General features: G+C 48.0%; 21 protein-coding genes and 2 tRNA genes. 14 read left to right on the top strand and 9 right to left on the bottom strand.

Annotated elements, in window-relative coordinates; translation table 11 throughout:
- The first annotated feature begins 55 nt into the window (after positions 1-55).
- A complete protein-coding gene (locus AAX04_RS02010) occupies positions 56-1,699 on the top strand; it encodes a radical SAM protein (protein ID WP_084761142.1) in 1,644 nt (547 codons plus the stop codon).
- On the opposite strand, the gene AAX04_RS02005 is transcribed toward AAX04_RS02010, so the two are convergent.
- The gene (locus AAX04_RS02005) at positions 1,689-2,135 is read right to left on the bottom strand and encodes an RNA-binding domain-containing protein (RefSeq protein WP_066793247.1); all 447 of its coding nucleotides are present in this window, start codon (positions 2,133-2,135) and stop codon (positions 1,689-1,691) included. The two genes, AAX04_RS02010 and AAX04_RS02005, sit on opposite strands and share 11 nt — an antisense overlap.
- 38 nt (positions 2,136-2,173) lie before the next feature.
- Here AAX04_RS02005 and AAX04_RS02000 point away from each other — a divergent pair, with 38 nt between their 5' ends.
- Entirely contained in the window at positions 2,174-2,602 is a 429-nt protein-coding gene (locus tag AAX04_RS02000; RefSeq protein ID WP_066793245.1) for a universal stress protein, read from the top strand.
- Between the two features lie 30 nt (positions 2,603-2,632).
- Here AAX04_RS02000 and AAX04_RS01995 read toward each other — a convergent pair whose 3' ends face one another.
- Both AAX04_RS01995 and aroA read right to left on the bottom strand, forming a co-directional pair.
- On the bottom strand, positions 2,633-3,118 hold the full coding sequence (locus AAX04_RS01995; protein ID WP_369818399.1) for a PaREP1 family protein: 486 nt from the start codon (positions 3,116-3,118) through the stop codon (positions 2,633-2,635).
- A gap of 108 nt (positions 3,119-3,226) precedes the next feature.
- Positions 3,227-4,471, bottom strand: a complete 1,245-nt coding sequence (aroA, locus tag AAX04_RS01990) for a 3-phosphoshikimate 1-carboxyvinyltransferase (protein ID WP_066793243.1) — start codon at positions 4,469-4,471, stop codon at positions 3,227-3,229.
- Between the two features lie 76 nt (positions 4,472-4,547).
- Between aroA and AAX04_RS01985 the strand changes: the two genes are divergently transcribed.
- Positions 4,548-5,753 carry a PLP-dependent aminotransferase family protein gene (locus tag AAX04_RS01985; protein WP_066793241.1) on the top strand — a complete coding sequence of 402 codons (1,206 nt, stop codon included), beginning with the start codon at positions 4,548-4,550 and terminating at the stop codon, positions 5,751-5,753.
- A 277-nt stretch (positions 5,754-6,030) separates the two neighbouring features.
- Complete coding sequence (locus AAX04_RS01980; protein ID WP_156519647.1) at positions 6,031-7,209, top strand: thermopsin family protease; 1,179 nt, start codon at positions 6,031-6,033, stop codon at positions 7,207-7,209.
- Positions 7,210-7,294: 85 nt separating this feature from the next.
- Here the strand turns inward: AAX04_RS01980 and AAX04_RS01975 are convergent.
- Positions 7,295-7,402: transfer RNA gene (locus AAX04_RS01975), tRNA-Val, on the bottom strand.
- 245 nt (positions 7,403-7,647) lie between these two features.
- Between AAX04_RS01975 and AAX04_RS01965 the strand changes: the two genes are divergently transcribed.
- Together AAX04_RS01965 and AAX04_RS01960 are read left to right on the top strand one after the other, a co-directional pair.
- Complete coding sequence (locus AAX04_RS01965; protein ID WP_066793234.1) at positions 7,648-8,337, top strand: DUF47 domain-containing protein; 690 nt, start codon at positions 7,648-7,650, stop codon at positions 8,335-8,337.
- A gap of 3 nt (positions 8,338-8,340) precedes the next feature.
- The gene (locus tag AAX04_RS01960; protein ID WP_066793232.1) at positions 8,341-9,237 is read left to right on the top strand and encodes an inorganic phosphate transporter; all 897 of its coding nucleotides are present in this window, start codon (positions 8,341-8,343) and stop codon (positions 9,235-9,237) included.
- Here the strand turns inward: AAX04_RS01960 and AAX04_RS01955 are convergent.
- The gene (locus AAX04_RS01955) at positions 9,234-10,214 is read right to left on the bottom strand and encodes a bifunctional phosphoglucose/phosphomannose isomerase (RefSeq protein WP_162270101.1); all 981 of its coding nucleotides are present in this window, start codon (positions 10,212-10,214) and stop codon (positions 9,234-9,236) included. The two genes, AAX04_RS01960 and AAX04_RS01955, sit on opposite strands and share 4 nt — an antisense overlap.
- A gap of 48 nt (positions 10,215-10,262) precedes the next feature.
- Positions 10,263-11,750, bottom strand: coding sequence for an MFS transporter (locus AAX04_RS01950; protein WP_066793228.1), 1,488 nt, complete (start codon positions 11,748-11,750; stop codon positions 10,263-10,265).
- Between the two features lie 55 nt (positions 11,751-11,805).
- Between AAX04_RS01950 and AAX04_RS01945 the strand changes: the two genes are divergently transcribed.
- Positions 11,806-12,456 carry a hypothetical protein gene (locus tag AAX04_RS01945; RefSeq protein ID WP_066793226.1) on the top strand — a complete coding sequence of 217 codons (651 nt, stop codon included), beginning with the start codon at positions 11,806-11,808 and terminating at the stop codon, positions 12,454-12,456.
- Positions 12,457-12,500: 44 nt separating this feature from the next.
- On the top strand, positions 12,501-13,424 hold the full coding sequence (locus AAX04_RS01940) for a glycosyltransferase (protein WP_066793302.1): 924 nt from the start codon (positions 12,501-12,503) through the stop codon (positions 13,422-13,424).
- Here the strand turns inward: AAX04_RS01940 and AAX04_RS01935 are convergent.
- Entirely contained in the window at positions 13,407-14,792 is a 1,386-nt protein-coding gene (locus tag AAX04_RS01935) for a nucleotide sugar dehydrogenase (RefSeq protein WP_066793301.1), read from the bottom strand. The genes AAX04_RS01940 and AAX04_RS01935 overlap by 18 nt on opposite strands.
- A gap of 136 nt (positions 14,793-14,928) precedes the next feature.
- Here AAX04_RS01935 and AAX04_RS01930 point away from each other — a divergent pair.
- A tRNA-Thr gene (locus AAX04_RS01930) sits at positions 14,929-15,022 on the top strand.
- Positions 15,023-15,079: 57 nt separating this feature from the next.
- Here the strand turns inward: AAX04_RS01930 and AAX04_RS01925 are convergent.
- Positions 15,080-15,787, bottom strand: coding sequence for a hypothetical protein (locus AAX04_RS01925; protein ID WP_066793223.1), 708 nt, complete (start codon positions 15,785-15,787; stop codon positions 15,080-15,082).
- A gap of 148 nt (positions 15,788-15,935) precedes the next feature.
- Between AAX04_RS01925 and AAX04_RS01920 the strand changes: the two genes are divergently transcribed.
- The 3 genes from AAX04_RS01920 to AAX04_RS01910 all read left to right on the top strand — a co-directional run bounded on the left by AAX04_RS01920 (position 15,936) and on the right by AAX04_RS01910 (position 19,155).
- Entirely contained in the window at positions 15,936-16,571 is a 636-nt protein-coding gene (locus AAX04_RS01920; RefSeq protein WP_066793221.1) for an ABC transporter ATP-binding protein, read from the top strand.
- A gap of 140 nt (positions 16,572-16,711) precedes the next feature.
- Positions 16,712-18,052 carry a glutamine synthetase family protein gene (locus AAX04_RS01915; RefSeq protein WP_066793219.1) on the top strand — a complete coding sequence of 447 codons (1,341 nt, stop codon included), beginning with the start codon at positions 16,712-16,714 and terminating at the stop codon, positions 18,050-18,052.
- Between the two features lie 173 nt (positions 18,053-18,225).
- The gene (locus AAX04_RS01910; protein ID WP_066793217.1) at positions 18,226-19,155 is read left to right on the top strand and encodes a 60S ribosomal export protein NMD3; all 930 of its coding nucleotides are present in this window, start codon (positions 18,226-18,228) and stop codon (positions 19,153-19,155) included.
- On the opposite strand, the gene AAX04_RS01905 is transcribed toward AAX04_RS01910, so the two are convergent.
- On the bottom strand, positions 19,141-19,848 hold the full coding sequence (locus tag AAX04_RS01905) for a hypothetical protein (RefSeq protein WP_066793215.1): 708 nt from the start codon (positions 19,846-19,848) through the stop codon (positions 19,141-19,143). The two genes, AAX04_RS01910 and AAX04_RS01905, sit on opposite strands and share 15 nt — an antisense overlap.
- A gap of 216 nt (positions 19,849-20,064) precedes the next feature.
- Here AAX04_RS01905 and AAX04_RS01900 point away from each other — a divergent pair, with 216 nt between their 5' ends.
- Together AAX04_RS01900 and AAX04_RS01895 are read left to right on the top strand one after the other, a co-directional pair.
- Positions 20,065-20,439, top strand: coding sequence for a hypothetical protein (locus tag AAX04_RS01900; protein WP_066793213.1), 375 nt, complete (start codon positions 20,065-20,067; stop codon positions 20,437-20,439).
- Between the two features lie 24 nt (positions 20,440-20,463).
- On the top strand, positions 20,464-21,174 hold the full coding sequence (locus tag AAX04_RS01895) for a hypothetical protein (RefSeq protein WP_156519646.1): 711 nt from the start codon (positions 20,464-20,466) through the stop codon (positions 21,172-21,174).
- Positions 21,175-21,179: the final 5 nt, after the last annotated feature.

The following is a 21,179-nucleotide window of genomic DNA, read 5'->3' as shown; positions in this document are numbered from 1 at the left end:
TCAATCCATTTGAGTAGGCCGAAAGGATTTTTAATGGATGAGTATGTTTGGCGTAATGTTTAGGCATAATGATGGTTATCCAATAGTCCTAACGAGTGAAATAGCCACGGCGAGTGATACCTTCGGTGCATCGGTGGTTGGCTTCGCAAGCGCCATACCTGAGAACTACTTTAGAAGGAGAATAGCCCACATGTTCTTTAGGGTATCCAGCGATAGGGAGGGTAGGGTTAAGAGGGCTCCCTATGGTTTGGCTAAGGTTGAGGCTGCTCTACTGCACTACGGATTCAGCAGGAGTGACGTCGTGATAGCAAGTCCATATAAGCTTGATAGGGTTATTGGCCCAAGGACTAGGATAGTTGGGATATACACCATGGATGCCCTAGGTCTCAGCTACGGTTCAGGCATATTATACTGGGTTCTAAAGTTGGCTGATCTACCGTACAGGGGATTACCGTATATTGCCAGGTCTTTCATGGAGGTTGTTGAGCACCCTGCCATAAAGGCGCATAAGGATCACATAAAGGTTGTTGTGGGTGGGCCAGCAACATGGCAGCTTGTGGACACTGGGGCTTGGCAGAAGCTGGGGGTGGACGTGGTTTACGAGGGCAGCTTCGAGAATTACGGTCCCGTGCTCTTTGAGAGGATACTTAAGGGTGAGGATGTTAGGGGTAGGGTTGTTAACAGTAAGCCACCCTCAGTGGAGGAGGTACCTACCATAGTGACACCGTCAATAGGGGGCATAGTTGAGGTTACCAGGGGTTGTGGCAGGGGTTGCGCATTCTGCACGCCAACGCTAAGTGGCATGATTTCATCATTCCCCTTCGAGGGGCATATAGATAAGGAGATTATAACTAACATTGAGAAGGGTGGGTTCAAAAGCATAACACTGCACAGTGAGGAGTTCTTCAGGTATGGGGCTAAGGGTATTGACCCAAACCCCGATAAGGTTAAGGAGCTTGTGGTTAAGGCTTATAAATTGATTAAGCGCTACGGTGAGGATTACAGGCTCCACACAGACTTCACGACAGCTGCCGTGGTTGTCCAGGCCCCTGAGCTTGTTAAGTTCGTTGGTGAGTACATGAATGAGGGTGGTGACTGGAGTTTCATAGAAATGGGTATTGAGACCGGGTCCCCTAGGCTACTAAACATGTTGATGGCAGGTAAGGCGAAGCCCTTCACACCGAGGCAGTACCCCGACATTGTTGAGCAGGCCGTGGGTATACTAAATGACAATAGGTGGGTTGTGGTAGGGACAATGATACTTAACCTACCTGGTGAGAGGGATGAGGATGTTGCAGCCAGCCTTGAGTTACTGGATAGGTTGAGGAAGTATAGGATATTGACATTCCCACTACCCTTCATACCCATGGGTGCGCTTAGGAAGAGGGACTTCACAGTCCTTGATAAGATGATTGAGGATCCATTAAGGAGGGAGTTAATACTTAAGGCATTGATTAAGTCCATGGAGGAGGCTGTGAGGTCCGTGGAGCTTATAGTGGGTAACATGGAGAACATAGTGGCCAAGTTAATAATAAGGCGCATAAGCCTATTCGCCTTCAACCTAGTGCTGAGTAGGTATAAGGCTAAGCTGGGTCAATTGGGTGAACACAGCGCTGAGTTCATACGCAAACTAGCCTCAGCGGCGTGGGACATTAGCAAGTCACCCGTGAGGATACCCATTGATGAGGCTAACCAGTGATCAACCCCATCTCCCTAAGGACACCAATTATTGAGCTTCCCCTTAACTTAACCGGGTTTAGGTGTATGATAACCTTGACGACATCGTCACCGCTGCTCAGCATTAGTTCGTTTAGGTAGAGTCTTTGTTTATCGAACCTGAGGTAAAGCTTATTCCCACTAACCCTTGAATCTAAGGAAAGTTCAATCAGTCTCTTATCCTCATCGGAAAGCCTAGCGGCAATACCCCTAACCACATCATCATTACCGCAACCCTTAAGCCTCAACTCAACCCTAAAGACCTTAATTGGGTTATTGTAATGCCCCCTAAGTGAACTAGTCTCAATCAGCTTAGCCACCCCTGGGCCAAGTAGGTTAATTAACGTGGACATAACCTTATCGTAATCCTCAGTGGCGTGCGCATGGGTCTCTGCATCTATCCTGTCAACCAGGCACATGGGTTAGTGCTTATTAATACGGGTTTATTTTTAAAATTATGTTCAGCAAAATACTCGTAGCCACCGATGGATCCCAATACTCGGATAAGGCCATTGACGTGGCCATAGGGTTAGCTAAGGTCTTCAATTCAAGCCTATATATAATACACGTGGTTGAGGAGGATAAGGTTGCCATGGCTACCTCAACCATGCCCATAATGGTTAGTATAATAGATGACATGGTTAAGGTGGGTAATGAGATACTAAGTAAGGCTAAGGCCAAGGCTGCCGGCATGGGTGTTAACGCCGAGACTATATTGGCTAGGGGCAATGCGGCTGATAAGATACTTGAAAACGCGGAGAAGCTTAACGTGGACCTTATAGTGGTTGGTTCAAGGGGTTTAAGGGGCTTAGCAAGGTTCCTACTGGGTTCAGTGTCAGAGAAGGTAGCTAGGCACTCAAACAAGCCTGTGCTTATTGTTAAGTGACCATAATGCCACGTTTAAAGTTCCCACCCCCTACTTCTTCATGTGCGAGAGCCTACCCCTAATGAAATCGACGACTAGCGAAATATCCCTCCTAACGAATTCCTCCCTACTATACCGTGAAACCTCCACATCCCTATCGAAGCCGTTATACTGAAACTCATGTAGATTTATAGCTACCTCAGCGACTAACCTGAGATCTCTATCCCCAATTATTGCAGCAACTTCCCTTAACCTACCTGAAGGCATGACGGCTATTACCCAGTCAACCCTCTCCACAGTCTTCGTTGGTGTAATCTTCCTCCTCCCAGGGAAGTACTGTGAAAGCAAGTCCCTATAGTCCACGGATAGGCCTGCTACATACGCCTTCAAGGCTTGGTAAGCCTTACCTGCTGCATTCCTTAAAAGGCCATCTTTCATGAACCTCTCGGCTAACTCAGCCTCGTAAAGCGCCTCCATGAACCTATCCTCCTGATACCTCCTCTCATCCACCCACGGCTTCGTTACCTCATTAACCACCGGAAATCAACCTAATTACATTGTGATCCGAAGGACTGATCTTAAACCTTACCGTAAGTGCTAAACCTCAATATGCAAGGTGGGATATTGGCCTTACTAGTGGTTGGCTTAATCCTCCTGTAAACTAATCCCCAGTTTCCTTAAGTCCCTCCAAAACCACCTATTACTCTTGCCAACGCACTCAGCATCAACAATGGTGGTTTCACCCTCTGAACCAGCACCAATAACCCCACTCATCATGGCTATCCTATGGTCATTTGGACACTTAATGAGTGCGCCATGAGTTCTAGAATTTAGTATCCTTATTTCATCCTCGCTGTACTGCACATGCACACCAAAGGCCCTTAGGGTGCTTGACATGGTCACTAACCTATTGCTCTCCTTAAAGGCCAAGTGCCTAACACCAGTTATCACAGTTTCCCCAACTGCAAATGGGGCAACCGACGCCATAACTGGGGCTAGGTCTGGTGAGTCCCTAAGGTTAACCGACACCCCACTCAACCCACCTTCACCCTCAATGGTCCAATTGCCGTTGCTGAATGTACTTACAGCCCCCATCTCTCTAAACAGGTTAACCACAGAATCATCACCATGGCCCATGGGTTCAGGTAACCCGGTCACGGTGACGCTACCCCCTGTGGTTAAGGCTAATGCGGCGTAGAAGCCTGAGAGGGCGTAATCCCCTGGGACATTAATGGTACCTAGCCTTGGGGTACATTGATTAATGGTTATTGCGTCACCGGTGGCGTGGACGCTGCAACCGGATTCTTCAATAACCCTCCTGGTTAAGTCAATGTACTGCCTGGACACTGGCTCACCAATCACCCGTATCGTTAAGCCGACAACCAGGCCAGTTAGCATTAACCCTGAGATGTATTGGCTGGTTAAATCACCCCTAACCTCGACGAAGCCGCCCTTAATTGGCCCAGTTACGGTAACTGGCAGTGAATACCCTGAGACGCGTGCCCCCAGTTCCTCCAGTGATTCAAGCAACTCCCGTATTGGCCTACCCCTAAGTGTCTCATCACCATCAATGGTGATTGAACCCCTGCAGGTTGCAGCCAGGGCTGTGCCAATCCTTAGAGTTGTCCCTGAACCACCAACATCAACGTATCCACCGCATGGTTTTGAGTTTGGCGTAACCACAATACATTCTCCACTTTGCTTAACCTCAGCCCCCAGGACCTTTGCCATTCTAATAGCAGCCTCCACATCGTCAGATTGGGGTAAGCCGCATATTGTGGATTCACCATTACTTATTGTCGACAGTAATATGAGCCTAATGGCCCAACTCTTTGACCTAGGTGCCTCAACCAGCCCAAGGGCCTTAGACCTAGTAATCCTGACAATCATTGCTGTAAGATCACCTAAGCCGCCTTTTTAAGCATGTAGGAAATACTTATACAGCCGGCTTAGGTATGTTAACCCAATGAATATTGACGGCTTACTCTCGGAAAGGGCCAATTACATGAAGGCCAGTGATATAAGGGAACTGCTTAAGTGGGTCACGGCAGATGTAATATCCTTTGGTGGCGGCTTACCTGACCTATCCCAATTACCGCTGGGTGAATATTCTGATGTAGCCAAGTATGTCATTAGTAATTATGGCTTAAAGGCCCTTCAATACGGCAAGACTGAGGGGGTTGATGAGCTCAAGGATGAGCTCGTAAAGTTCATGTCGAGGTACGGCATTAGGGCTGATTCAACACAAATACTCCCAACGGTTGGTAGCCAGGAGGCCATAGAGCTGGTGGCGAGGGTTTTCATAGATCCCGGTGACGTCATAATAACGGAAAAGCCAACATACCTAGCTGCACTGCAAGCCTTCAGGGTTTATAGGGCCAGGATAATCGGGGTTGATATGGATAATGATGGGTTAATGATTGATAAACTTGAGGACACTGTTAAGAGGCTTAAGAGTGAGGGGGCTAGGGTTAAGTTCCTCTACACCATTCCGGTATGCCAAAACCCAACAGGCATAACCATGAGCCTGGATAGGAGGAAGGCTCTGCTTGAATTAGCCAGTAGGTACGACCTAATGGTTATTGAGGATAACCCCTACAGTTACTTCACATTTGAACCAGTGGACACAACCCCCCTAAAGGCACTGGATAGGGAGGGTAGGGTTGTCTACATGTCGACGTTCAGTAAGATAATTGCGCCAGGTATTAGGCTTGGTTGGGTTGTTGCTGATCAGGAGGTGGTTAATTGGTTGGCCATAGCCAAGCAGGCCATAGACCTACACACGCCAACGCTAAGCCAGTACATAGCGTATGAACTATTGAGGAGGGGGATTGTGGACAAGTACATATCGGTCATTAGGGAGACTTATAAGGTTAAGAGGGATGCAATGCTGGATGCATTATCAAGGTACATGCCCAGGGGTGTTTCATGGACAAGACCTAGCGGAGGCATGTTCATATGGGTAACCGTGCCCAGTGGCATAAGGACTGAGGATATGCTTGCCTTAGCCATAAGGAAGTATAAGGTAGCCTACGTACCAGGTAAGTCCTTCTACCCAGATGAGGATGTGCACAACAACATGAGGCTAAACTTCACCTACCCAACCATCGACCAGATATACGATGGAGTCAGGAGGTTAGCCAATGCCATAAGCGAATACCTCAATCAATAGGTTGTTCCCCAGCTTAATGGTTCTTCTCTGCTTAGGTTAAGTCTTGTATTACCTCCTTGCCAGCGCATGAGTCCTCCTAAGGAATTGCGGCTCCAAGGGTAGAAGGGAACCACCTTAGATAATGTTGAGTTACGTTTTTGAACTAAACGCAGTGAAGCCTACTGTTGATGAGGCATTGCAGTACTGATCAGTGAAGAGACTGACCTGCCCTGAATAACCGAACCCGGTTATTAGTCATTGGGAAAAACCTTATTACCCCATGGTCTTTCTCAGGCTCATGAGGCGCTTAGGCCTCATCATATCAGTACTGGTATTAATCCTTGCGGCATTGGTAGGGTTAGACGTATTCATGCATACATTGAGGCAATTGCCTAGTATAAGCCAAACCATTAATGCTACTAGCACCACGACGATGATTAATACCACGTCACCTAAGCTAGAGGTTACATGCCGCGTGTGGAACCTAGTAAACGTAACGTTAAGCAACGGCTCATACCTATTCATTAGTGCGCCCAGAGAAACCCCAGTTTACCTGCTGAGTAAGGCGCAGTTTAAGGAGTGGGGAGTTTCCTCAATGCCCCCGGTTAACTACACTTGGTTTGACGATTCACCAGGCGTATTCGTGGTGGCCCCACCGCAGGGCGACTATGAGGTTGCCTTCTGTGGTTCGATTAACGTCACCCTAAGGGTTTTTAAATACATGGCCATGGGTGTTGCCGCCTATTATGGTCCCAACTACGGTAACTTAACCACAGACGCGGTAATGGGCATTTTCAACATAACCAACGCCAATGTTGAGTGGTCAACTGGGACACAGACACTGGGTTTCTCACTTCAGTTAAACGCTTACCTGGTGGTTAAGTACAGTGGCGGTGTAGTGGTTCACTGGGTCCAGGATGCTTTGCTTGTTTCCAGTGGGCAGTACTGGTTTCAGGCTGAGATGGATGTGACCAACTACATTGGTTCATCGCAAAGCCTAATGTATGAGAACGGGGTGTGCATTTCAGGGTGCTTTAAAACCCCAATGTCAGGCATGTTAATAATCACGGTTAACACCACGAAGTATGGGGTAGTTGTCAACTATGGTTACGCATTATTTAGGTTAGGTAACATTAGGTTGAACCCGGTGGTGCATTGGGTGGCGCACCAGGTTATACCAATACCCAACGCCACGGCATACTTAATCACAAGCCTTAACCCAGGTCCATACTACATGCCCATGGACACTGAACTAGTAGTTGGTGGACCAGGAAACAGTGGTGGTGTAATGTTTAGGAGCCTAAGCGCCCAACTGGCCTTATACTACTGGAACGGTACGTCATGGGCCCCATACCCAGTTGCCTACACCTTTGGGGCTAGTACAGGTGAATACGCTGTTAACGTAAGTGTCGAACCCATTGGACCTGCAAGCGTTGAATTGAGCACAGGCCCTAATAATTACCAGGTGTTAAGTTAACACTATGAAATTTGCTGCCTCTAAGGTTGCGGCAAATTACCTAAACCGTTTTTAGCAATCAATGTGACGTTAAGGATGATTAGCCTGGTGGGCCCGCCGGGACTTGAACCCGGGATCTCCCGCGATCCAATGCCTAGGCGTTCAGCCTAGGTATCGTGAGGCGGGCATCCTAACCAAGCTAGACTACGGGCCCCGGCTCACCTTTAGGCGTGTTTGCTTTAAAATTTTTCCATGGTTAATGGCGATGGAAATTATCATGATGCATTTATTGATGATTAAGCCTGTATCCTTATATAAATCGTGAGTAAGGAACTTGCGGTAAGCCTTACTGCGGAATACTGGCCGTGGTGCTTTCCCCCAATGATGGGCATCATTATTAACCATAACTACTCATCGAGCCGTTAAGGTTTTTAACCACCTTACCCTATACTTTACGCTATGCCCCGTGGTATTTTTTCAAGGTTATTGAACCCGTTCGTTAAGGGTGAGTTGGAGTTGTTTAATGGCCTTAGTGAGCACGCCAAGTTAACCTTAAAGTCACTTAACATAATTGAGGATGCCTTAAGGAGTGGTGACTTGGTTAGGATTAAGGAGGCCGAGGTTGAGGTTGGGGTTATTGAGAATCAGGGTGATGAGATAAGTAGGGTTTTGTCCCAGGAGGTTTCCACCGGTGCAATTGCAACACCCATAATGGGTGATGTTGAGATACTCATAGGTAAGGTTGATGACATACTGGATAAGGTTCACATACTCTCTAGGGAGATAAGGAGGGCTATGAGCATATGCGCAAGTCCTGAGGTTAAGAGGGTCCTAGCTGAGGACGTGGTCGAGTTAATAATGGTTGATAAGAGGGGCGTGGAGGAGTTCATTGAGTTAGCATCAGCCATAGCCAGGGGTGATGATTGGGGTAAGGTCAGGAGCCATGTGTTAGTCATCAGTAAACTTGAGGATGAGGTTGATGAGACTAAGGATAGGTTGATCGATAAGCTGTATGAGTTGGCTAAGGAGATCACATATGTTGAGTTCATGAGCCTATTACACATAGTTTTCACACTAGATGATGTAATAGACATAACCAAGGACGCCGCCTACTTAACGTCCACAATACTCATGAGCCTGGGTGCCTAGGTAATGATTATTGGTGACGTAGCCCTGGTATTGATGTTGACGCTGGCGTACCTAGTCTCATCCAATAACTTATCCCTAGTTGCTGGCGTGGCGGTTGGCAGTAGGCTTCTTAAACCTGGGTTAGCCATGATGATTGCCCTAGCCGGTTACTTAACAGGCCTACTACTTCAGGGAACTGAGATGAAGGGTTATGGTGTAGGCCCCAGTGAACTCCTGGTACTCTCAGCCATAGGAGTGTTGATATTCATAATTGGTGAGGTGGGTAAAGTACCCATGTCAATAACGAACTCACTCTACATGTCCTGGTCAGCCCTAGTACTTTACATGGATGGTTCACTGCCGCTTAACTTCCCCGTGGTTTTAGCGTCATGGTTCGTGACGCCGCTTCTACTTGCCTTAATAGCATACTTCACATACCCGATCCTAGCCAAGACCTCCACGTCGTCTAACCCGATTAAGAGGTTATCAATCTTCAGGTTCATGGTTATACTCACCGTTTTCCTAGTGGGCTACTCCTTCGGCGCCAATAACCTTGGTTTAATGTGGAGTATGCTTGGCTTCAGGAGAATTGGGTTAATCGGCATAGTCTTCGCCTCAACACTAGGCGTAGTCGCAACGGGTAGGAGAACCCTTGGCCAATTCAGCAGGGGCATATACATACCTCCACCTGTATCAGGCGGAGTAATTCAACTACTGTCCTTCGCTGCACTTGAGTTAAGTACAGTGTTAGCAATACCAATATCCCTCACCCTGTGCACCATTGGTTCACTGCTTGGGATATCCATGGCCAGGGGTATGAGAATGCTTAACACGCAGTACCTGAGGCTAGTTTTAATAGGTTACGTGGCCACCATGCTGATAGCCTTCACTGGTGCGTTACTGGTAGTTAAACTGGTTTAACCTGGGCAACTGAGGTTCCTTATCCTATCCTTAAGCGTGTTTATCGGATCTGTCCTAACGGGGTCTATACCGTAGAGCTCAGCCAGTTTGAGGCTAACTAGGCCAAGTAGCATTGAACCGTAAACCTCCTGAGTTAGCCTACTGGAGCCTTTAAGCTCAACAACCTCAACATCACTGGAGTAGTTCCTCACAACCTCCTCCACGGCATTCATCAGGTAGTCGTGTATGTCATCTGTCCTACCCTTGATTATGATGTACCTGACCGGGTGCTTAAGCATAATGGCGACTATGTCGTTGTGGTCAGCCTCAGGTACTATAGCAACCACGGCCGGTGTCTTGGCATTCTCGTTTAAATCATTCTTAAACCTGTAGGCCACCGCCTGAAGCCCAATGGGCGCGAATATCATCGGTACATACCCCTTAATGAAGTTGGCCAACTTGATTGGTAACTGGCTCTTAAGCACCTCACCCTGAATCTCAATGCTCTCATTCACGTCGGGTATGGTGACATAGTGGCTTAGGACCCCTAGGACAGCGTAGAGTAGGTTCGGTAAGCCAAACCTGGGGGCTATTGACCTAGGCACCTTAACCACGGGGGCACCCTTAGCCTCAAGTTCATGGGCAAGCCTACCCCCTGTTGTAACGCCTATAACCGGTATCCCCCTCCTCAAAGCCTCCAATGCACCGCATATTGTCTCTAGGGTTTCCCCAGAGTAACTAACCGCAACCACCAGGGAGTCCCGGCTAACCCATGGGGGTATGTTGAAGTCCTTGTGGACGATTACATTCACACCTTGGAGTGAGTCCCTCACAACATCACCCACGATCCCAGACCCACCCATACCGGTAATCATGATGCCGGTTGGGTTGAAGTCGTAGCTTATTGACCCTACCTTAAAGGACCTTACATTAAGCCCCCTGCCAAGCCTAAGGGACTCCAGCGACAACCTTGGCCAATCCTCGTACCCGTATGGCATTAAAACGTTCATTTTACTTGAGTTTAAACGCTTTATGCATTTAGCCGGCTAAGGGCCTGTGCCTTGGGGCTGGTTAATGTGTGGTGTGGCCTGTACTCTATTCCACGTTATCACCTCAATGGAGAAGTTGGCTAAGATGCCAATCAATACCACCATTAATGCCGATATCACGGCGCCCAGCTGGAAGGCGAAGAGTGATGGCACTGACATTAGCAGTGGAACCTTACCACCAGGTAATATCCCCATTAGGACTAGTGATGTGAAGGTTGACTCAAGCGACCCGGCTACAGCTGGGCCTAATGTACCACCTAGGTTCCTGAAGACTGAATTCATGGCTGTTGACACGCCCATTACCTGAGGCTCAACCGAGAACACGAGGATGTTTATCAGCGATACGTTCATGGCGGCCACGCCAACCATGGCCAATGTGGTTGCTGTTATCAGTGCCGGTAGACCCAGTGGGGCAACTAAGGCTGTCGCCAGGCTGAATAGCGCAGCTATGCCAGCCCCAGTCATTAGGACCCTCTTAGCCCCAACCCTCGTTATAAGGGCCCCAGCCACTGGGGCAGTTATCAACTGAGCCACGGCCATTGGTATTGCGTAGAGCCCAGTGTCGAATATGGATAGGTTGAAGCCCACTGGCTTAGGCTCCTCAAGCAGTATTATTAGGCTCTGCTCAAACAGAAATAACCCAAACCCAGCCACTAGGGCCGCTAGGTTGGCTATCAACACGTTTCTCCTGGCCAGCAGGGTTAGGTTAATGAGTGGTTGATCCCTCCCCCTCTCCACCTCTATGAAGATTCCAAGGAATAGTAGGGCAACTAGGAAGGTTAATATAGTGTTGAAGCTGGTCCAGCCCCATACCGGTGCCTCGGTTAACCCATAGACCAGTAGGCCTAGGCTAATGCCGAGGACCGTGGCGCCCGGTAGGTCAACCTTGGCGCCTGGGTTCCTATACCTGGACTCCCTTATCCTGGTTAGGATTAGGTAGGCTATCAACACGACGAAGGGTATTGCCGTGTGGTAAGTGGTCCTCCAACCGAAGTACTGGCTTATGTATGCGCCCAGCGGCAGAGCCACCGCTGCCCCAATACCGAAGGCGGCGCTAACCAGCCCCTGCGCCCTGGGTATTAGCTCCCTTGGGAACTCCTCCCTAATGAGACTGAAGGCTAGGGCGAACATTGTTACCCCAATCCCTTGAATACTCCTGAATACTATTAGGTAGGTGAAGCTTGGTGACGTGCTTGTTAGCGTCACCGCTATTGTATAGATGATCACCACTATCGACAACACCCTCTTCTTACCGTAGATGTCGCCAAGCTTCCCCACTATGGGTAGTAGTACCGTGCCGGAGAGTAGGTATGATGATAAAACCCAACTGACCTGGCTTGAGGTAACCCCAAACTCCCTCTCTATCTCCGTTAATGATGGTATTAACATGCCTTCTATGTACATTACGATAACCGCCAGCGAGGCTAATATGGCCATGGCCCTGTAGGCGTACTTAAGGTCATACTCAGCTCTTGCAATTGACACAGGGCTGCGATATCGGCAAACCTTTTATAAACCATTCTACAAGGTTCAGTGGTAAATGAGGAAGGCTATTGTGTTTGATCCACTGGAGGCCATGATGACTAGGGCAATATACACTAATGCATTAAGTGACCTGGGGCTGAACTTCAACGGTGACTTTTACGCGGCTAAAGTAGCCAGCAACTACTGCAACGCAGACCCAGGTGAACTTTGGTCATTGGACTGGGATACGGTGACGATATACATGCCCCCCTACTCCGGTGAACCCGACCCAAGGGGACTTGTCATAGCCGTTGAGGGGTTCACGTTACGTAAGCTGGTTAATGATGGTGTAGTGCCTGACTTGGTCGTGACTGACTTCGATTATGACCCAGATAGCCTAATTGGGTTCAGGGGGATTGTGATTGGGCATGCGCACGGCGACAACGTGGGTACATACGTTAAATACGCTGGTTTAATGAATAGATTAATACCAAGCGTACAGGTTTGGCCAGTGGGTTGCTCAGTATTAATACCTGGCTTTACTGATGGGGATAGGGCAGTTTACCTAGCGGCCTACATGGGTTCAAGGCGCATTGTGGTTAGGGGGTTTAACCCAAGCGTCCCAATTAAGAGGGATGACGCAGTGAAGAGGGTTAAGCTTAAGGTTGCAGGTTACTTAATTGAAAGGGCCGCCAGGTTAACCAGCATTGACGTTAAGACCCATTAAGGATTAATCCTTATAAATTCTGGGCAATTACTGAACAGGTGAATATGGGTGATAATGCGCCCAATTGCGTTACAGTGATTATTCCTGTTAAGAATGAAGAGGCTGGACTTGATTATACGCTTAAGGCATTAAAGGACCTGGGGTTCAGCGACATAATAGTTGTGGATGGGCACTCGACTGATGGGACGGTTAACGTTGCGAGGAGGCATGGGGTTTTTGTTGTTGAGCAGCCTGGTGACGGAAAGGCTGATGCGGTCTTCTATGGGTTAAGGTTCGTTAAGAAGCCGTACGCGGTGGTCATGGATGGTGACGGGACCTACGACCCAATTTACATAGGTCAACTACTGGAGAAGGCACTTAACGAGGATCTTGATGAGGTCCTTGGGGCTAGGGTTAAGGGTAGGGAGAACATACCCCTGTTGAATAGGTTCGGCAACAGGATCTTAACATCAATCTTCAACCTAATGTTTGGCACAAACCTATCCGACGTGTTAACGGGAATGTACCTTGTCAGGACTAGCATGGCAAGGGCCATTATACCAACCACCAGGGGTTTCAGCGTTGAGGTTGATGTAGCATCTCAAGTGGCGTCCATGGGTAAGGTTGGTGAGGTTCCCATCGAGTACAAGAGGAGGATAGGTAAATCCAAGTTGAACTGGAGGCATGGGGTGAATATAGGCGTGGACATAATTAGACTGATGGTTAGGTACAACCCGCTGCTCATATTAGCCCTCCTGGTGAGCCTACTTATAATACCGGGTGCGGTGGTCACAGTCTACGTTGCATCGCAGTTAATAGTCAACCACGTTAACCACTACGTATGGGGCATAATAGCGTTTCAACTTGACACCACAGGGTTGCTCGGCATCTTAATATCAATGATCATGCTCATGATTAAGAGGATGGAATACAGGGTGGTTAGGTTAATGGCCAGGAGGGAGACTGAGTGCCTACTTAACGCTGGTTAGGGGCCTACCAACGGCCAGGTAGATCACACCTGGGGGTGGGCTTTTCCAATCCTTGATCATGTGCCTTGCGTCAACAACAGCAACCCTGCCCAGGCCCGTTAACTCAGCGATCTTACCCAAGGTTAACTTACCGTATTCACTGTGGTCAGTGGCTATGACAACAACGCTAGCCTCCCTCAACGCCTCCTCGATACTGTTGGTTAACCTAATCCCCCACTCCTCAAGGGTCTTATCGTGGGTTACGTATGGGTCGTGGACAACCACATCCATGCTACCCCTTATGTAATTCACTATGTCGTATGATGGGCTTAACCTCGTGTCATCCACATCACCTCTGAAGGCTAAGCCCAGGACAGCCACCTTAGGCCTCGCCACGCCAAGTTCATTGGCGGCTGTTTTAACTAATTCAACTACGTACGCTGGGGCATACTCATTTATCCCCCTGGCAGTTTGGGTAAGCCTCATGTTAAAGCCCACCCTCTCGGCGGCGTACATTAGGAAGTACGGGTAGACAGGTATGCATGACCCACCAACCCCAGGTCCAGGCTTATGTATATTTGAGTATGGTTGACTATTGGCGGCCTCCCTGACCTCATCGAAGTCTAGCCCAAGTAACCTAGCTAATTGGGCTAGTTCATTGGCTAGGGCTATGTTAACGTCCCTGTAAACCCCCTCAGCGAGCTTCTCAAACTCAGCGGCTGTTGGGTTAGACAATACCATGACACCCTTCTTGGCTATGGAGCCGTATAGGGCAGCCGCCACCCTACTGCTAACCGGCCCAACACCACCAATCACCTTGGGGTAGCGCTCCTCGATATCTGCTATAGCCCTGCCTACATATATTCGTTCAGGCGAGTATGCCAGCGCGAAGTCCCTCTCAACCCTAAGTCCACTAACCCCCTCGAGTATGGGTAGTGCAACATCCATGGTGGTTCCGGGGGGAACTGAGGACTCTATTATGACCAGGTCACCTGCCTTAAGCCCCCTGGCAATGCCCTCTAGGGCTGATTTGAAGGCGTCGAAAACCGGTCTCTTATCTTTGCCTAGGTAAATGGGCACTGTAACTATCTTCACGTTACTTAGCCTTGAAGCCTCCACACCATCAGTGGTGTACCTTATCCTATCCCTAAGCCTCTTCAACTCACCCTCCACCTGCCTATCGCTCAACTTGAATTCACAAGCCTCAAACCTCCTAACCTTATCGACATCAACATCAACGCCAATAACCCTAGCCCCAGCCCTAAGCCAAACAGCCGCAATGGCAGTGCCCACGTACCCCATTCCGTAGACGGCCACGGTTAAGTTACCACTTCTTAACGCACTCCTCAACACATCGTCACTCATGTTCAGGAGGTTAAGGTTCACCACAATCAACCCCACCGTGTGCCTGTATAATAACTTTAACTTTATTAATGCATATTCCCACATGAATGGGCGGATTGTGGATTCTCGCCTAAGGAGTATTAAGAAAAGCATAAAAATGTGAAGAGGATGAGGCAAGGAGGCCCCGGTAGCTCAGCCCGGTAGAGCGCCCGCCTCGTAGTGGTAATCCACGGGTGAGCGGAAGGTCCCGGGTTCGAATCCCGGCCGGGGCTCCAGGGTGAGTTTTAACCCATACTTCAATTATTCAAGGGAAGTAATTAAGGTGCTTAACTCTACAGGTAATAGTAATCCCATGGCTCTTCACTTGAATTAAAGGTTAAACACCCGTAGTTATCACATTGAATCGATGCATATGGGTTCCCGGCTGTCCCCTCCCTAACCCTACTTACCGTAGGCAGCCTAACTCCTATGGCTGCCCCAACCTCACCTGCTACTTCGTCTGCATTTCTCTCATCTATGCCCCCACCCGCTATCCTAAGATCATGCAGCCTTAGGAGTAGTTTTGAAAGTCCTCCATTAATCAACTTGGCGAGTTCAAGATCCCTCAACGTTGGTGAGTCAATGACCCTTAGGATTATGGTTAGCTTCACGGCGTAGTAGGCATTATTCAACGCCCACGATGAGTTACCCAGTATCACGTTTTCATACATTAATGCCACGTTGTTGAGTATTAATTGCCTAATGGAGTCAATGGTCCACGTCGTGACTATGAATTTAAGCTCGGGTAATGATCCGCACAGGACTTTAGAATCCTTAACTAACCATATGCACAATGGGTCACCGTAGTAACACCTATTAACCAAGGCATCAGGATCCATTTGAACAAGTGAAATACGCCCATTAACACTACTAACCCTCCCACCCCCCAGTGTGAGGACATTAACGTCACTTAAGTACCTTGAGAAATCCTCTGGCCTATTAGCTGACCCGAACAGTACAACTGGGCCATTGCGGCATAGTTCCCTAAGTGTGTCTATCATTTAATCGACCGTGGCGTGGGGATACTGATAACTTTATTAAAAGTTGCTGAAAAACACACTTCTGAAATGGGTGGGATTTTTCGTGTCTTTATAGGATATGCTTTAATGGAATTTAGGGGTGGTATATTTAGTGTGGGGGATGTAGGCGATGCTTGAGGTTACTAATGTTAAGGTTAAGTATAGGATTGGGGGAGGTGTTGTTGAGGCCCTTAGGGGTGTGTCATTAAGGGTTAATGAACCCCTCTTGGTGACGGTGAGTGGCCCAAGTGGGAGTGGCAAGACGACGCTGCTTAAGGCAATTGCCGGTAGAGTTAATTATGATGGGTCAATCAAGGTTATGAACCTTGAGGTTAAGTATAATATGGATGCAGTCAGGAAGCTGGTCCTATACCTACCTGTAGGTGAGGTGCTCATCGACGAGTTAACGATTGATGAAATAATGCGGCTGGCATCGATGAGCAGCAACGTTAACGATGCCCATGTGGATGATATTCTGGAGTGGCTTGGCTTGAGTAGGCTACGCAATAGGAGGGTATTCGAGTTAAGTACAGGTGAGAGGAGGAGGGTTGAGTTGGCGATTGCACTAGCTAAGGCGCCTAGGTTAATGCTTATTGATGAACCAACAATAGGCCTTGATGAGGGGAATGCACGCATTATCGGTGAGGTGCTTAGATCAATGTCTAGGCAAGGTAGGTTAATCCTAGCCGCCACCCACGACCCAGTGCTCATGGAGTACTCAGACTTAAACTTCAAAATGAGGGATGGTTTAATATTAACACGCTAAATACTGACCAAACACCTGCGTTAGTATACATCAACTAGACCAGATAATCACGATGCGGTCAACCTAATAGGCAATATATTTGATGTTAGTTTTAGTTAAATCGTCAGTAAAGGTTTATAAGGGGTATTCCGCTTAGCGCCGTGCCACAAGGGTCTATAAAGGAAACCCTAAGTAGGGTGGATCCCCTGGACGTATGGAGGATACTAAAATCGGCGGGCGTGAAGTACGTAAAACCAATAATAATAGACATACATGGGAGACCTAGGGCTGAGTTAATGCCAATAGACGCCGCCAAGGACATACTAACGGATGGCATGCCCTTTGACGGTTCATCAATACAATCCTATGCCACAGTCAATAAGAGTGACTTCGTGGCACTACCTGACTTCAGGTCCATGTTCATTGAGAGCTGGAACAGTTCGAAGATAGTTGACGTATTCCTTAGCGTTCTTGATGACTCAGGTAAGCCGAACATGCTTGACCCACGCAACGTACTGATGCAGACGCTGGATGAATTAGCGGCTAGGAACCTCTACGCCAAGGTTGGTGTGGAGATAGAGTTCTTCATAGTTAAGCTGAATGGTGGGAAACCCGAACTGGCCGATGATGGCTTATACTTTGAGGGTAGGAACGCTGCAATGCTTGTAAACCCAATAACCAAGATACTGGAGAACCTGGAGGCGCTGGGCATAGGCTGGAGTAAAACCCACCATGAGGTAGCTCCATCTCAGTACGAAATAAACATACCAGCCAATGACCCATTGAAGGTCGCCGACATGATAGTGGTTTACAAGTTAATGGCGAAGGATGTTGCGAATGAGTTCGGCTTAGTCTCAACCTTCATGCCTAAGCCATTCTGGGGGATAAACGGCAGTGGTGCGCACACTCACTTCAGCCTATGGAGGGATGGGGTTAATCTGTTCGAATCTAAGACAGATGAAGTTACTGAGGAGTGTAGGTACTCCATTGGGGGTATTTTGAAGTTTGCAAAGGCTATAAGCGTGGTAGTTGCGCCAACAGTCAACTCCTATAAGAGATTGGTTCCACACCATGAGGCGCCAACCAGGATAGTTTGGGGTTATGCAAACAGGTCGGCTATGGTAAGGGTTCCTTACTACGGTAAGAGGGTTAATAGGATTGAGTATAGGCACCCAGACCCAAGCATGAACCCATACCTAGCCTTCACGGTTATGGTAAAGGCAGCCGTATACGGCATGGATAATAAGGTTGAGCCACCGGCCCCAGTATCAGACGTAGCCTATGAACTTAAGGGTGTACCTGAGACACCTGCAACATTAGGTGAAGCGGTGGAGGAGTTCACAAGAAGTGAGGCATTCAAGTTCTTACCTGGTGAAATGGCTAAGGCCTACGCTGAGGTTAAGAGCCAGGAGTGGAGCGAGTACTCATCTGTATACAACTGGAAGGAGACTTGGAATGTAATAACACCGTGGGAAATTGAGAGATACCTAAAGGCAGCATAATATCTTAAAACACTGTCAAGTTACTTTAATTAAAAATGCGATTATTTCTTAAAGGAAGTCCAAGTTTGTCATAATGTGGGCTGTTGATTAAGCCAATAAACCAGCGGTGGGCAGGACCTATGCTGATACCCTGGGTAAAGTTATTTAAACATTAGGTAGGGAACTTCACAGTAATGCTTAGGAAGGTTTGCCCAATTTGCGGTAGGGAGACTGACGTGCTTATCGAGGGTATGTGTCCAGACTGCTATAGGGCCACCCATAGGATAATCGATACGCCGGACAGCGTAACCGTGTTGAGGTGTAGGGGCTGTGGGGCGTACTTCATCAATGGTAGGTGGGTTAGGGGGATTAGAAGCCTTGAGAGACTTGTAACATCTAAGGTTAAGGTTAGGGGCGTTGTGGAGGGTATGGAGGTTAGGGTTTTTAGGGATAGGGCTAAGATTAAGGTTAAGGGTAAGGCAAGTGAACTTATGCCGAATACCTACGAGGAGGAGTATGAGGTTAAGTTAATGTTTCAAAGCGACCTCTGCCCATCCTGTAGGGCTGAGTTGATGGAGAAGGAGGAGGCCATAATCCAACTTAGGTTAATCGGCGGCGACCTGGGTGATGTTAAATCTAAGGTGATGGACATAGTGAGGATGACGCTGGCCAAGGGTGAGGATAAGGGTAGGATAATCAGCGTGGAGGATGCCGATGGGGGGTTCGACATAAAGGTAACCAGCCAGAGGTTAGCCAGGTCCATAGCCCTCAGTATACATAGGGAATTGCCAAGCTTCATGATGGAGACCAGTAAGGTAATCGGCTACAGGGGTGATAGGAGGGTTGAGAAGAGGTCCATATCCATACACGTGGTTGGTTTAAGCAAGGGTGAGGTGGTTAACGTGAATGGTGCATACTACCTTGTTAAATCACTCCACAGGGACCATGTGGAGTTCATAAGGCTTAACGATGGGCTGCAGTTAAATGTCAAGTATGGTAGGCTCATGCAGGAGAGGATTAGCCAAGTCGCGGACTACACAATACAGTGCAGTGGCGGTAGGGTAACCATTAATGTGGGTGGTTCACAGTACATTTTAAGTGGAGTTAACCTAATATGCCCTTAATAATTTGACTAGACATTCAAAGCTACTGAACCTAAGCATGGTATCGTTCGGCGCAGTTATCAATACTCCACATTCAGATAGCGCGGATGGGTTGAGAACCCTGCCGAGGCAGTTTGATAACTCCCTTAAACTAACCAGGTACTGTTCACTAACCTGTATGGATAGTCTCCTCAGGCACTCCAGGGGATCCGCCGCATCGCCATCGATATAAGTCACGGCACCATTAACCTTAACCACCATTCCCAAGTCTTGGAGTATGCCCAACATTGACCTTAAGGCAACTCTATTAACCCACGCCGCAGGGAACTCATCGGCCAGTCTCTTATTTAGGTTACTGAGTAACTCATTCTCACTGGCGCTCCCCAACTCCCTGAGCACGCTCACAAGCAGCCTATATTGAGGTAGCTCGTTGAACAAGTACTCATGAAGAACCCTAATCCCATACTCCCTAACCCTATCAACAAGCTTCTCCCCCTCCCCCGTTAATGATACCAAGTTACCCTGCACAGCGACTAGGCCGAGCTTCTCAAAGAACCTAGTAATGTCACCCCTACCTTTACCGAAGTCAAGGCCAGCCTCCTTCAGTTCACCAACTTCAACGGGGCCATTATCCTTAATATAGGTTAAGTAACCTATTAGCTTATCCACCCCTATGCGTGGGAATGGTATACTTCTCTGGAGAGTCATCTTCACTGGTAAGCCACCTCTCCATCTTTTAAAGCAAAATCGAAAACTTAAATAGTAATACGTTAAAATAACCAGGTATCCACGTGATGGTCCTAAACACCTTTATACGCTTCACCAGAACGTTAGAGCTGTGCTCATCCACTGCTTGGCCTTCCTCCAGCCCTGAAGGCGAGGCCTTCGTCCACTGTAAAGTATTTAAATTTAGGGTTTAGTTACGATTATATGAGTCAAGGGGAAGGTGAGAGGAAGCCTGAGGAGAAGCCTAAGCTCCTCATACCATCCTTCCTAAGGCCGGACACCTACGTTAAGGAGGGGAAGAAGGAGGTTAAGGAGAGGAGGCTTAGGGTTAGGAGGAGTGATGAGGTTGAGGAGGGTAAGGCAATGCTTAACCCACAGGTTGCCTCTGAATTAGGGATAATGGGTAAGGTTGAACTTGTACTTGTTGGTGGTGGTTCAAGGGAGAGGAGGTATGTCATGGATGCGGTTGTGAATGATAAAGTCCCTAAGGGTGAGGTCTGGTGCAACACGGATGAGTTGAGGAGGCTTGGTATAGCCGATAATTCAATAGCCACGGTAAGGGCACCAAGGCAACAATGAGCTGGTGAGGTGACTGGCAACGTTATGGTTAACCTTAGCCTAATCCTACGCTTAACGTCATATTCACTTATGCTCATATCCCTAATGCTAGCTGGTGTTAAGGATTATAAGGTTAGGTTGGTTAATGACACATACTGGATACCTGCAATAATATCGATACCCATAGCAATATACCTCAGTGTAAGTAGCCCCATTAGTGAATTAACATACATTGTTAATGCCGCCTTTGGTGCAGCTATGGCTGGGTTAATATACATGGGTAAGTTCATGGGTGATGCGGATTCGATAGCAATACTTCTCATATCACTTGGCACGCCCGCGATGGTTCCCTCAAGCCCAGTGCTAATACTATTAAACCTACCCATAATATCAGTGCTCATAAACTCAATAATACCCACCATAATGCTCATGCTAATTAACATATACTCTAACATTAAGAACCAAAGCAGGTGCGCAGACCCCAGTATTACCCGGATCATGCTGCTCAGGTGCGTTAGCGTGGAGTCAGTTCTAAGGAACCCATTAGCATACTCAAGCCCAGACTCCTCATACCTTAGGGCTGGGAGTAATGCTGAAGCCTATGTAGCAGGTTTACCAAGGGATTCATGGATTTGGATGCAGTATAACTATCCATACGTATTCATATTGGCAATATCTTACCTAGTATACCTAATGGCGGGGAACCTAATAATAAACCTGTTGTTTATTCACGGAGTAATTACGCCGATTATATGAGTACT

Source organism: Caldivirga sp. MU80 (genome assembly GCF_001663375.1).
GTDB lineage: Archaea > Thermoproteota > Thermoprotei > Thermoproteales > Thermocladiaceae > Caldivirga.
The sequence above is the reverse complement of the archived record's forward strand: the minus strand, read 5'-3'. Positions and strand labels throughout refer to the sequence as shown.